Consider the following 13,446-nt stretch of genomic DNA (forward strand, 5'->3'; position numbering starts at 1 on the left):
GTGACGCCTGTGACGGCAGAGCGGTGACGTACGCGTGTGAAGGCGGGGGCGACGGCGCGCGGCGGCGCGGGCGTCGGACGTACGCGGAAGACCGACCGGTCCGTGGAGAAGGAGAGAGGCGGACCCGTGGCGGGTCCGGCGCGCAGGGGGTCGGCTCAGAAGGGCATCAACAAGACGCCGACCACACTCGACCGAAGTCGATGTGGGAGCGCGTGACCAGCCACTGCTGTGGATGCATGGGCCAAGTGGAACAGGCATCCGTTTCCGCGTCAACTGCCGTGAGACGTAAGGCTCACATCCTGGACAGCCTTGACAACGCGTGTGCGCGGCACCGTAATGTCGAGGCGGATCGTGCTGAGGGGCTCGGTCCGTGTGAAGGCATCACCCGTGTTCGATCTTCTGTATCCACGGAGCCTTCCGCATGTCTTCCGACATCCTCGCCAAACCGGCACCGGTCCCCGAGCCCCGCGAACCCGCCGAACTCCCCGACGAGCCGCGCATCGTGCCCCGCCCCCGCGCGGGACAGTGGACGGCGGCCGTCGTCATCCTCGTCCTGCTCGCGCTGGCGGCCACCTCCGTCGTACGCAACGACGCGTTCCAATGGGACGTCGTCGGTGACTACTTCACCTCGGCATCCGTGCTGCGCGGGCTCGGGCTCACGCTCTGGCTGACCGCCCTCGTCATGGCGCTCGGCTTCGCCCTCGGCACGCTCCTCGCCCTGGGCAGGCTCTCCGCCAACCCCGTTCTGCGGGCCGTGAGTTGGGGATACGTCTGGTTCTTCAGGTCGATGCCGATCCTGGTGCAGCTGCTCTTCTGGTTCAACATCGGGGCGCTGTACCCGCAGCTGTTCGGCGTGAAGACGGTGAACCTGCTCGGTCCCGTCACCATCGCCGTCATCGGGCTCACCCTGCACGAGGCCGCGTACGCCGCCGAAGTGGTGCGGGGCGGGATCCTCTCCGTCGACCGCGGGCAGACCGAGGCCGCCCAGTCGCTGGGTCTCGGGCGGTGGCGCAGGTGGCGGCGGATCGTCCTGCCGCAGGCCATGCGGTCCATCGTGCCGCCGGCCGGGAACATGCTGATCGGCACCCTCAAGGGCACCTCGATCGTCTCCGTCATCGCCGTGCAGGACCTGCTCTACTCCGTGCAGCTCGTCTACCACCGCACCTACCAGGTCATCCCGCTGCTCATGGTCGCCACCATCTGGTACGTCGTGGTCACCTCGGTGCTCAGCGTCGGCCAGTACTACGTCGAGCGGCACTATGCCAAGGGCTCGGAGCGTGCCCGGTGAGGCGGTCGCTGGTCATCGTGGGCGCGGGGCCGCGCGCCACCGGCATCCTGGAGCGGATCGGCGCCAACGCGGGGGAGCTGTACGGCGGGTCGGGCCTCGACATCCACCTCGTCGACCCCTACCCGCCGGGCGGCGGCCGCATCTGGCGGCACGATCAGTCGCCGCTGCTGTGGATGAACTCGCAGGCCCAGGACGTCACGATGTTCACCGACGAGACGGTGGAGGTCGACGGGCCCGTCCTGCCGGGCCCCGCGCTCCACGAGTGGGCCGGGCGCGACGGGCGGGCCTTCCTCGGCCGCCGCGAGCAGAGCGCCTACCTGCGCTGGGTGTACGAGAAGGCCGTCGCCGCCCTGCCCGAAGGCGTCGTCGTCCACCACCACCGGCGCAGGGCCCTGCGCGTCACCGGATCGCGCGACACCCGCCAGGAGGTGACCCTCGAAGGCGTCGACGCACCGCTCGCCGCCGACGCCGTCATCCTCGCGCAGGGGCATCTGGACGCCGAACTCGACGACGAACAGGCCGACTTGGCCGCGTACGCCGAACGCACCGGCCTCGTGCACCTGCCGCCCGACTTCACCGCCGACACCGATCTGTCGGCGCTCGAACCCGGCGCGCCCGTCATCGTGCGCGGCTTCGGCCTCGCCTTCGTCGACCTGATGGTGCTCCTCACCGAGGGGCGCGGCGGACGGTACGAAGGGGACACGTACCACCCCTCGGGCCGCGAGCCGGTCCTGTACGTCGGGTCGCGGCGCGGCGTCCCGTACCGCTCGAAGATCGGCTACGACTGGGCGGGCGAACGGCCGCCGCTTCCCCGGTTCCTGGGGCCCGCCGAGATCGACGATCTCCTCGCGAGACCCGGCGGACACGACTTCCGGCGCGACGTCTGGCCGCTCGTCGAGAAGGAGCTCGGCTTCGCCCACTACCACCGGCTCTTCGCCGCCCACCCCGAACGCACCCGCGTCGCCTGGACGGACTTCGACGAGAAGTACGCGGCCTGCGACCCCGGCAGCCCCGAACTGGACGCCCTCGTCGCCTCCGCCGTGCCCGACCCCGCCGACCGGCTCGACCTCACCGCACTCGACCACCCGCTGGCCGGGGTGCGCCACACCTCGTACGCGGCGCTGCAGGACGGTCTTCGCGCCCACATCACCGACGACCTCGCGCGCAGGCACGACCCCCGGCACAGCCCCGACCTCGCCGTCTTCCTCGGACTGCTCTCCGTGTACGGGCAGCTGGTGCGGCTCGGCGACGTCGGCACCTGGTGGCACGGCTTCTTCAGCTACCTCGCGTCGGGGCCTCCGGGGCCACGGCTGCACCAGCTGCTCGCCCTCTCCCGCGCCGGAGTCGTCCGGTTCCTCGGCGCGGACGTCCAGGTCACCGCCGAGGACGGGGTGTTCCGCGCCCAGAGCCCCACCCTGCCGGGACAGGTCACCGAGGCCCGCGCGCTCGTCGAGGCGCGGCTCCCGCAGCCCACCCTCGCCCGCACCCGCGACCCGCTCCTGCGCGCCCTGCACGCCGAGGGCGCCGCGTCGACCGCGGCCGGACTCCTCGCCGTCGACCCGGTCGACGGACGGATCCTCGACCGGGCGGGCGTGCCGCACCCGCGCCGCTTCGCACTCGGCCCGCACACCGACGCGCGCGGCGCCGGAGCGTTCACCCGGCCGCGTACCAACAGCCCCACCTTCCGGCAGAACGACGCCACGGCACGCGCCGTACTCGACTTCCTCCGCACGAGCACGAGCACGAGCACGTCCACGACCACGACCAAGACCCGAGGAAGCCATGCCCCAGCCCAGTGACACCCCGATGGTCGACGTCCGTTCCGTGCACAAGTCCTTCGGCTCCCTGCGGGTCCTGAAGGGCGTCGACCTGCACGTCGGCAGGGGAGAGGTCACCGTCGTCATCGGACCGTCGGGCTCCGGCAAGTCCACCCTCCTGCGCACCATCAACCACCTGGAGAAGGTCGACGCGGGACGGATCACCGTCGACGGATCGCTCATCGGCTACCGGCGCTCCGGCGACAAGCTGTACGAGCTGCCGGAACGCGAGGTGCTCAAGCAGCGCACCCGGATCGGCTTCGTCTTCCAGAACTTCAACCTCTTCCCGCACCTGACCGTGCTGGAGAACATCGTCGAGGCGCCCGTCTCCGCGCTCAAACGGCCGCGCCCCGCGGCCGAGAGGACCGCGCGGGAGCTCCTGGCGCGCGTCGGCCTCGCCGACAAGGCCGACACCCATCCCCGCCGGCTCTCCGGCGGCCAGCAGCAGCGCGTCGCCATCGCCCGCGCGCTCGCCCTCGAACCGCGACTGCTCCTCTTCGACGAGCCGACCTCGGCTCTCGACCCCGAACTGGTCGGCGAGGTCCTCGACGTCATCAAGGACCTCGCCCGGCAGGGCACCACCATGATCGTCGTCACGCACGAGATCGGCTTCGCCCGTGAGGTGGCCGACACCGTCGTCTTCATGGACGACGGCCGCGTCGTCGAACAGGGTGCCCCCGCCGACGTACTCGACAGGCCGCGCCACGACCGCACGCGCGCCTTCCTCTCCAAGGTCCTCTAGTCCAAGGTCCTCCAGCCCTCCGGGAGTACGCATGCCTTCGCTCCACCTCGCCGTCGCCATCGACCGGGCCGACACCCACCAAGCCGCCCCCTACCTCGAATCGGCGCTCCTCGCCGAGCACGGGTCGCTCGACTTCGTGACGCTCGGCGACTCCTTCGCGCGCCCCGGACCCGACGCGCTCGCCGTGGCCGCCAGGATCGCGCCCGACACCGCACGCATCGGCCTCGTGCCGACCGTCACGACCACGCACACCGAGCCGTTCCACGTGCAGGCCGCCGTGGCGACCCTCGACTGGGTCAGCCACGGACGGGCCGGCTGGGCGCTCGACGTCTCGGCGACCGAGGCCGAGGCGCGGCTCTTCGGGCGGCGCCGCGCCGCGCCGCGCGAGGAGCTGTGGCGGGAGGCCGGTGACGTCGCCGACGCCGCCGCCCGGCTGTGGGACAGCTGGGAGGACGACGCGGAGATACGGGACGTGGCTTCCGGCCGCTTCGTCGACCGGGACAAGCTGCACTACGCCGACTTCGCGGGCCGTACGTTCTCGGTGCGCGGGCCCTCCATCGTGCCGCGGCCGCCGCAGGGCCACCCGGTGCGGGTCGTCGACGCGACCGCGCCGCAGGCCCGGGAGACCGCGGCCCGGCACGCGGACGTCGCCCTGGTGCGCGCCGCCTCCGCCGAGCGGGCCGCGGCCGCCCGCGCCGAACTGCGGGGCCTCGCCGCCCGGTTCGGCCGCGACCCGCGGACGCTTCTGGTGTTCGCCGCTCTCGACATCGATCTCGGTGACGGCGAGCACGCCGCCGAGCCGGGCCACGGCGGCGGACCGCTGCCCACCGCCGGCGGGCCCGCCTACCGGGGCGGGCCCGTCGACCTCGCCGAGCTGATCGCCGACTGGCACCGCGCGGGCGCCGTCGACGGCTTCCACCTCACGCCCGCCGAGCCACGCCGTGACCTGGAGCGGCTCGTCAACGGCACCGTCGCGCTGCTCCAGCACCGCGGCCTGTTCCGCACCTTCTATCCGGGCAGCACGCTCCGCGAACACCTGGGTCTCGCCCGGCCCGCCAACCGATACGCAGCGCTCACGGGGGAGTCCGCATGACACGGCGACACGAGACGGCACAGCGGCCCAAGCAGGTGCACCTGGCCGCCCACTTCCCGGGCGTCAACAACACCACCGTCTGGTCCGACCCCGCATCCGGCTCGCACATCGACTTCTCGTCCTTCGCGTCGCTCGCCCGCACCGCGGAGCGCGGCCTCTTCGACTTCTTCTTCCTCGCCGAGGGGCTGCGGCTGCGCGAGCACAAGGGGCGCATCCACGACCTGGACGTCGTGGGACGGCCCGAGTCGCTGACCGTCCTGACCGCGCTCGCCGCCGTGACCGAGCGGCTCGGTCTGGCCGGCACCGTCAACGCCACCTTCAACGAACCCTTCGAGCTGGCCCGCAGGTTCGCCGCCCTCGACCACCTGAGCGCCGGACGTGCCGCCTGGAACGTGGTCACCACATCGGACGCCTTCACCGGCGAGAACTTCCGGCGCGGCGGCTACCTCGACCGGGCCGACCGGTACACCCGCGCCGCCGAGTTCCTGGCGACCGCGCGCGAACTGTGGGACTCCTGGACGCCGGACGGCAGGCCGCGGCCGTTCGCGCACCGCGGGCGCCACTTCTCCGTCGAGGGCGAGTTCACCGCGCCCCGCTCCCCGCAGGGCCACCCCGTGGTGATCCAGGCGGGCGACTCGCCGGAGGGGCGGGAGTTCGCCGCGTCCGCCGCCGACGTCATCTTCACGCGGCACGGCACACTGGAGGCGGGACGGGAGTTCTACGCCGACGTGAAGGGGCGCCTCGCCAAGTACGGGCGCTCCGCCGACGACCTGAAGATCATGCCCGGCGTCACCTTCGTCCTCGGCGACACCGCGGCCGAGGCGCAGGAGAAGGCCACCGAGATCCGCCGCGACCAGGTCTCCCCGCAGAACGCGATCCTCGCCCTGGAGCAGGTCTGGGGCGTCGACCTCTCCGCGTACGACCCGGACGGGCCGCTGCCCGACATCGACCCCGACCCCGACTCCGAGCTCGTCCAGGGCCGGGTGAAGATCACCGACCCGTTCGCCGTCGCCGCGAAGTGGCGGGCGCTCTCCGAGGCCAAGGGGCTCTCCATCCGCCAGACGGTCATCGAGACCACGGCACGCCAGTCCTTCATCGGCACCCCGGATCGGGTCGCCGCCGACCTGACGGAGTTCGTGCGCACCGACGCCGCCGACGGCTTCATCCTCGTGCCGCACCTCACCCCCGGCGGCCTCGACGACTTCGTGGACCGGGTGGTGCCGCTGCTCCAGGAGCGCGGCGCGTACCGCACGGCGTACGAAGGCACGACGCTCCGCTCCCACCTCGGGCTGCGCGAGCCGGTATGGAAGGGTTGATCACCATGAGCACCGGGCACTCCGCGGACGCGGCACAGGACTGGAAGCACTGGCACGAGCAGCGGACGGAGACGGTGTCGGCCCCCTACGGGCCGCTCTCCCTCACCGGCACGCACTGGCTCGCCGACCACCCGCAGGGACACCTGCCGGGCATCCCCGGACACTGGGCGGACACGCCCGACGCGGTCGTCCTGACCGCGGGTCCGGACGACGGCCTCACCGTGGGCGGTGCGCCCCTCACCGGCGAGGCCCGCCTCGGCGCCGACGGCGGTCCGGTCGCCGGCGCCCGCGTCGCGCTCGGCGGGCGCCGCCTCGTCGTCGTCCGGCGCGAAGGCCTGTGGGCGGTGCGCGACTTCGACCCGGACTCCGCCGCGCGCCGCGCCTTCCGCGGCATCGACGCCACCGAGTACGACGAGCGCTGGGCGGTGCCGGGGCGCTTCGTCCCGTACGACGAGGACCGCACCGTCACGGTCGGCAACGCGGACGGCAAGGAGCGCGGGCTCGGACTCGGCGGTGAACTCTCCTTCAGGATCGGGGGAGTCGAGCACGCCCTCAAGGTGAGCGTGGAGGCCGACGGGTCGCTGTGGGCGGTCTTCGCGGATGCCACCGGCGGTGTCTCCAGCTACCGCTTCCGCTTCCTGCGGCCCGCCGCGCCGGACGCCGACGGCCGCACCACCGTCGACTTCAACCGTGCGCTGCTGCCCCCGTGCGCCTTCGCCGACCACTTCATCTGCCCCTTCCCGCCGCCCGGCAACACGCTGTCCGTCGACATCGCGGCGGGGGAGCGGAGTCTTCGCGACACATAGAGCCCGTCTCGGCCGAAAGGCGCCCTTGTGCGGCTCGTGTCCACCCCCCAATACTCCCGAGCAGCGCTTGTCAGGAGCACGGCGTAACCGGAATCCGGGCTGTCTCTTTGGCTGCGCCTCACGGGTCCTCAACCCACAAGGACCCACTGACTTCCCTCGGGAGGGAAAAACGTGAGGATCAAGCGCACCATCCCCCACAGCGGCATATCGAGACACACCCGTCTGCTCGCCGTGGCCACCGGGCTCGTCGCCGCAGGAGCGCTCGCCGTGCCCGCGGCCACCGCGCAGGACGGCGCCGCGACCTTCAGCGCCGCGCAGCTGGAACAGGCCAGCGACGCCGTCCTCGGCGCCGACGTCGCCGGCACCGCCTGGGGCGTCGACCCGAAGACCAAGCAGGTCGTCGTCACCGCCGACAGCACGGTCTCCAAGGCCGAGATCGCGAAGATCGAGGACGCGGCGGGCGCCAACGCCGACGCGCTGAAGATCGAGCGCACCCCGGGCACGTTCCAGAAGTACATCTCCGGCGGCGACGCGATCTACGCCAGCAGCTGGCGCTGCTCGCTCGGCTTCAACGTGCGCAGCGGCAGCACGTACTACTTCCTGACCGCGGGGCACTGCACCGACGGCGCGACCACCTGGTGGTCCAACTCGGCGAAGACCACCGTGCTCGGCACCACGTCGGGCTCCAGCTTCCCGACCAACGACTACGGCATCGTCAAGTACACGAATAACTCCGTCACCAAGTCCGGCACCGTGGGCAGCCAGGACATCACCCGGGCCGCCGACCCGACCGTCGGACAGAACGTCACCCGGCGCGGCTCCACGACCGGCACGCACAGCGGCCGCGTCACCGCGCTGAACCAGACCGTGAACTACGGCGGCGGCGACGTCGTCTACGGCATGATCAAGACCACGGTCTGCGCCGAGCCCGGCGACAGCGGCGGCCCGCTGTACTCGGGCTCGACGGCCCTCGGCCTGACCTCCGGCGGCAGCGGCAACTGCTCGTCCGGCGGCACCACGTTCTTCCAGCCGGTCACCGAGGCGCTGCGCGCGTACAACGTCAGCGTCTACTGACACAGCACCCGCTGACGCGGACTCACCGGCACAGGCCCCCGCCCGGACACCGGGCGGGGGCTCGCTCTTGCCCCAGGGTCGAGCTACCTTCGAAGGAGCGCGCAACACGCCCAATTCGGACCCTGGGGGGCCGGCATGGTCGAGGAGCTGGTGGCGGTGGGGGTGACCCTCGGGTCGCTCGGAGCGGTCTACGCGATGGCGGCGGCGCGCGTCATCAAACAGTACGAGCGAGGTGTGGTGCTGCGCCTCGGAAAGCTCCAGAGCACCGTGCGCGGCCCGGGGTTCACCATGATCGTGCCCATGGTGGACCGGCTCCACCGGGTCAACATGCAGATCGTGACGATGCCGGTGCCCGCCCAGGACGGCATCACGCGCGACAACGTCACGGTCCGCGTCGACGCCGTCATCTACTTCAAGGTCATGGACGCCGCCGAGGCGGTCGTCGAGGTGGAGGACTACCGCTTCGCGGTCTCGCAGATGGCCCAGACGTCGCTGCGCTCCATCATCGGCAAGAGCAACCTGGACGACCTGCTGTCCAACCGCGAGAAGCTCAACCAGGGCCTGGAGCTGATGATCGACTCCCCGGCCATCGGGTGGGGCGTGCAGATCGACCGCGTCGAGATCAAGGACGTGTCGCTGCCCGAGACGATGAAGCGGTCCATGGCCCGCCAGGCCGAGGCCGACCGCGAGCGGCGCGCCCGCGTCATCAACGCCGACGCGGAACTCCAGGCCTCCAAGAAGCTCGCCGAGGCCGCCCACGAGATGTCCGAGGAGCCCGCCGCGCTGCAACTCCGGCTCCTGCAGACCGTGGTGGCCGTCGCCGCCGAGAAGAACTCCACCCTCGTCCTGCCCTTCCCCGTGGAGCTGCTCCGCTTCCTGGAGCGGGCCCAGCAGGCGGTGCCGCAGCAGGCTGTGCCGCAGCAGCCGCAGGGGAACCACGCGGAGCCCGGGAAGCCGTCGATTTCCGGGGCGGAGGGCGCGGAAGTCGGAGAGCTGGACCCTTCCGCGGGGTCGAGATCCGGACAGGACTAGTCCTTACCGGCTGACGACCGTTCCTCGCGCGCGGTGTTTGCAAACCGAACCGACGTGCTGTGACCCGGCTCACTCAACGCGCAAGGGGCGCACGGTCGTTCCCGCATGCGCGTCCTGAAGTGGACCTTGTGTGCGACCGGATGGCGTCGGGATAGTTAGCGAGGTCAACTTGGCATGGACGCGGCTAATTCAGCGTGGTGGTTCCGTGCTGCGCAAAACCCGCGACCCGCGAGGCCCCCACGCCGGACGGGTCGGTCCCCCCACAGGAGGTCGTGAGCTTTGAAGCACCGACGCATACCCAAGCGCCGTGCCGCCGTGGCAGGCGCGGGCATCGCCGCGCTGGTCGCCGCGGGAATCACCTTCCAGACCGCGAACGCGAGCGAGAACTCCCCCACCCCCACCCCGGACACCCTCTCCGTCGCCAAGGCCGGAAAGCTCGCCTCGTCGCTGGGCAAGGAGCTCGGCGCGGACGCGGCGGGCACGTACTACGACGCGAAGGCCAAGGCCCTCGTCGTGAACGTGCTGAACGAGAGCGCGGCGGACGCCGTCGAGTCGGCGGGCGGCAAGGCCAGAATCGTCGAGAACTCCCTCGCCGAGCTGAAGAGCGCCCGCGCGACGCTCGACGACAAGGCGGCCGTGCCCGGCACCTCGTGGGCGATGGACCCGGCCACCAACAAGGTCGTCGTCACGGCCGACCGCACGGTCAAGGGCGCGAAGCTCGACAAGGTCGCCTCGATCGTGAAGAGCCTCGGCGGCAAGGCCGAGCTCAAGCAGAGCAAGGGCGAGTACAAGGCCTTCATCGCCGGTGGCGACGCGATCTGGGGGAGCGGCTCGCGCTGCTCGCTCGGCTTCAACGTCGTCAAGGGCGGCGAGCCGTACTTCCTGACGGCGGGGCACTGCGGCAACGCGGTGAAGAGCTGGTCCGACTCGCAGGGCGGCTCGGAGATCGGCGCCACGGAGGAGTCCAGCTTCCCGGGCAACGACTACGCCATCGTGAAGTACACGGCCGACACCCCGCACCCCAGCGAGGTGAACCTCTACGGCGGCACCCAGGCGATCAGCAAGGCCGGGGACGCCACGGTCGGGCAGAAGGTGACGCGCAGCGGCAGCACCACCCAGGTGCACGACGGTGACGTCACCGCGCTCGACGCCACGGTCAACTACCAGGAGGGCCAGGTCGACGGTCTGATCCAGACCACGGTCTGCGCCGAGCCCGGCGACAGCGGCGGCGCGCTCTTCGCCGGCGACACCGCGCTCGGTCTCACCTCGGGCGGCAGCGGCGACTGCTCGTCCGGCGGCGAGACCTTCTTCCAGCCGGTTCCGGAGGCCCTCTCGGCGTACGGGGCGGAAATCGGCTGACCCCGAAGGACGCTTCACGCCCCGCCCCCGCAAATGCGGGGGCGGGGTTTTTCGCATTTCTTGTGAAAGTTTTCACAAGCGCGCATGGGTCCAAAGTCACCCGAGATCTGTGCAGGTCGAGCACTGTTTAGCTCGTCTCTATGATTCCCCGAAAGGACCTTGTGCCCGACGGCTGAGGCCCTTTTCGGTGCCTCGCGGGAGGCGTGCAGGTGTGGAATTGAGGTGTAGCGAAAAAGGTTCCGACGAATCCGACGAAGGAGTGCCACCATGCAGGCCAACGAGATGGTGGACGGACTGGTCGAGAGGGCGCTCACGGCCCTCGGCCGGTTCGCGACGTACGACCAGGGGCAGGTCGACCACATCGTCAAGAAGGCCTCCCTCGCCGCGCTGAGCCGGCACGGGGAGCTCGCGCGGCAGGCGGTCGAGGAGACCGGCCGCGGCCTCTTCGAGGACAAGGCCGTCAAGAACCTCTTCGCCTGCGAGCACGTCGTCAACTCGCTGCGCGGACTGAAGACCGCGGGCGTCGTCTCCCGCGACGAACTGAACGGTGTCACCGAGATCGCCGAACCGGTGGGCGTCGTCTGCGCGATGACCCCGGTGACCAACCCGACCTCCACCACGATCTTCAAGGCGCTCATCGCCCTCAAGACCCGCAACCCGATCGTCTTCGCCTTCCATCCGAGCGCCCAGCGCTGCTCCGCCGAGGCCGCGCGGATCGTGCGGGACGCGGCGGTCGAGGCGGGCGCGCCCGAGGACTGCGTGCAGTGGATCGAGGAGCCCTCGATGGAGGCCACCGGTCTCCTCATGAACCACGACGGCATCTCCACGATCCTCGCCACCGGCGGCAACGCGATGGTGAAGGCCGCCTACTCCTGCGGCAAGCCCGCGCTCGGCGTCGGCGCGGGCAACGTACCCGCGTACGTCGCACGCAGCGGCAAACTGCGCAGGGCCGTGCACGACATCGTGCTCTCCAAGGCCTTCGACCACGGCATGATCTGCGCCTCCGAGCAGGCCGTCATCCTCGACGAGGAGATCTACGACGAGGGGATCGAGGAGTTCCGGCGGCTCGGCGCGTACGTCGTCACGGCGGCCGAGAAGACCAAGCTGGAGGAGTTCGTCTTCGGCACGACCGCCTTCGCCAACAACTGCTCGGGCGCCAAGCTGAACGCGGACGTCGTCGGCAGGTCCCCGCAGTGGATCGCCGAACAGGCCGGGTTCGAGGTACCCGACGGCACGTCGGTCATCGTCGCCGAGTGCGCCGAGGTCGGCGAGGGCGAACCGCTCACCCGCGAGAAGCTCTCCCCGATACTCGCCGCCCTGAAGGCCGACACCACCGAGCACGGCCTCGAACTGGCCGCCCGGATGGTCGAGTTCCACGGACTCGGGCACAGCGCCGCCATCCACACCGAGGACGAGGAGCTCGCCGAGGAGTTCGGCAAGCGCGTCAAGGCGGTCCGCGTCATCGTCAACGCGCCCTCCACCTTCGGCGGCATCGGCGACGTCTACAACTCCTTCCTCCCCTCGCTCACCCTCGGCTGCGGCAGCTACGGACACAACTCGGTGTCCAACAACGTCTCCGCGGTCAACCTGGTCAACATCAAGCGGATCGGACGGCGCAACAACAACATGCAGTGGTTCAAGGTCCCGCCGAAGATCTACTTCGAGCGCAACGCGCTGCGCTACCTCGGTGAGATGGACGGCATCAAGCGGGTCTCGATCGTCACCGACAAGACCATGTCGACGCTCGGCTTCGTCGCCCGCGTGACCGACATCCTCGCGGCCCGCCCGTCGGCCGTCACCGTCCAGGTCATCGACACCGTGGAGCCCAACCCGGAGCTCTCCACGGTGCGGGCGGGCGCCGCCCTGATGCGGGACTTCGAGCCGGACACGATCATCGCCCTCGGCGGCGGCTCGCCGATGGACGCGGCGAAGATCATGTGGCTCATGTACGAGCACCCCGAGGTCGAGTTCGCGGACACCAAGGAGAAGTTCTTCGACATCCGCAAGCGGGCGTTCAAGTTCCCGGGGCTCGGTGAGAAGGCGCAGCTGGTGGCCGTCCCGACCACGTCGGGCACCGGCTCGGAGGTCACCCCGTTCGCGGTCATCTCCGACCCGGCGGCCGCGCAGAAGTACCCCCTCGCCGACTACGCGCTCACCCCGAACGTCGCGATCGTCGACCCCGTCCTGCCGATGCGGCTCCCGGCGACCGTCACCGCCGACTCCGGTTTCGACGCGCTGACCCACGCGACGGAGGCGTACGTGTCGGCGTACGCGAACGACTACACCGACGGGCTCTGCCTCCAGGCCATCAAGCTCATCTTCGAGAACCTGGAGCGGTGCGTCGTGGACGGGGCGAAGGACCCCGAGGCGCGCGAGAAGATGCACAACGCCTCGACTGTCGCGGGCATGGCCTTCGCCAACGCCTTCCTCGGCCTGGTCCATGCCATGGCGCACACCCTCGGCAACACGTTCCACGTCGCCCACGGCCGCACCAACGCGCTGCTCCTGCCGCACGTCATCCGGCACAACGGCACGGTGTCAGGCAAGGCGACGCCGTGGCCGAAGGCGGAGGTCTACCGGGCGCCCGAGCGGTTCCAGGAGATCGCCCGGATGCTGGGCCTGCCGGCGGGCTCCCCGGAGGAGGGCGTCGAGTCCTATGCCCGTGCGGTCGAGGACCTGCGTGCGAAGTGCGGTATCCCCGCGTCCTTCCAGGAGGAGGGTGTGGACGAGGCGGCCTTTCTGGAGGCTCTGCCGCAGCAGGCGATGAACGCGTACGCGGACCAGTGCGCGCCCGCCAATCCGCGGATGCCGATGCTCTCCGAGATGGAGACGTTGATGCGGCAGGCGTATTACGGGGACGGGGGAGGGGCCTGATCCCGGTTGCCGACTGCGGGGCCGTCGTGGCTTGTCGCGCAGTTC

At 70.9% G+C, this 13,446-nt stretch carries 10 protein-coding genes; all 10 read left to right on the top strand.

What is annotated here, in order from left to right; genetic code table 11:
• The first annotated feature begins 421 nt into the window (after nucleotides 1-421).
• The gene (locus tag DEJ48_RS31010) at nucleotides 422-1,288 is read left to right on the top strand and encodes an amino acid ABC transporter permease (protein ID WP_150219482.1); all 867 of its coding nucleotides are present in this window, start codon (nucleotides 422-424) and stop codon (nucleotides 1,286-1,288) included.
• Nucleotides 1,285-3,087: an FAD/NAD(P)-binding protein gene (locus tag DEJ48_RS31015; protein WP_150219483.1), complete on the top strand. Its 1,803-nt coding sequence runs from the start codon at nucleotides 1,285-1,287 to the stop codon at nucleotides 3,085-3,087. The genes DEJ48_RS31010 and DEJ48_RS31015 overlap by 4 nt, the downstream gene beginning before the upstream one ends.
• A complete protein-coding gene (locus tag DEJ48_RS31020; protein ID WP_317850939.1) occupies nucleotides 3,071-3,847 on the top strand; it encodes an amino acid ABC transporter ATP-binding protein in 777 nt (258 codons plus the stop codon). The genes DEJ48_RS31015 and DEJ48_RS31020 overlap by 17 nt, the downstream gene beginning before the upstream one ends.
• Before the next feature lie 31 nt (nucleotides 3,848-3,878).
• On the top strand, nucleotides 3,879-4,940 hold the full coding sequence (locus DEJ48_RS31025; protein WP_150219484.1) for an LLM class flavin-dependent oxidoreductase: 1,062 nt from the start codon (nucleotides 3,879-3,881) through the stop codon (nucleotides 4,938-4,940).
• The gene (locus tag DEJ48_RS31030) at nucleotides 4,937-6,256 is read left to right on the top strand and encodes an NtaA/DmoA family FMN-dependent monooxygenase (RefSeq protein ID WP_150219485.1); all 1,320 of its coding nucleotides are present in this window, start codon (nucleotides 4,937-4,939) and stop codon (nucleotides 6,254-6,256) included. The genes DEJ48_RS31025 and DEJ48_RS31030 overlap by 4 nt, the downstream gene beginning before the upstream one ends.
• A gap of 5 nt (nucleotides 6,257-6,261) precedes the next feature.
• Entirely contained in the window at nucleotides 6,262-7,062 is an 801-nt protein-coding gene (locus DEJ48_RS31035; protein ID WP_150219486.1) for a DUF1684 domain-containing protein, read from the top strand.
• 171 nt (nucleotides 7,063-7,233) lie between these two features.
• Nucleotides 7,234-8,136 carry a S1 family peptidase gene (locus DEJ48_RS31040; protein ID WP_150219487.1) on the top strand — a complete coding sequence of 301 codons (903 nt, stop codon included), beginning with the start codon at nucleotides 7,234-7,236 and terminating at the stop codon, nucleotides 8,134-8,136.
• A gap of 135 nt (nucleotides 8,137-8,271) precedes the next feature.
• Nucleotides 8,272-9,168: a slipin family protein gene (locus tag DEJ48_RS31045; protein ID WP_150219488.1), complete on the top strand. Its 897-nt coding sequence runs from the start codon at nucleotides 8,272-8,274 to the stop codon at nucleotides 9,166-9,168.
• Between the two features lie 279 nt (nucleotides 9,169-9,447).
• Nucleotides 9,448-10,527 (top strand): S1 family peptidase, encoded by a 1,080-nt coding sequence (locus DEJ48_RS31050; RefSeq protein ID WP_150219489.1) that lies wholly within the window; start codon nucleotides 9,448-9,450, stop codon nucleotides 10,525-10,527.
• Nucleotides 10,528-10,794: 267 nt separating this feature from the next.
• Complete coding sequence (adhE, locus tag DEJ48_RS31055; RefSeq protein ID WP_150219490.1) at nucleotides 10,795-13,401, top strand: bifunctional acetaldehyde-CoA/alcohol dehydrogenase; 2,607 nt, start codon at nucleotides 10,795-10,797, stop codon at nucleotides 13,399-13,401.
• Nucleotides 13,402-13,446: the final 45 nt, after the last annotated feature.

The organism is Streptomyces venezuelae, assembly GCF_008642315.1.
GTDB classification, from domain to species: domain Bacteria; phylum Actinomycetota; class Actinomycetes; order Streptomycetales; family Streptomycetaceae; genus Streptomyces; species Streptomyces venezuelae_D.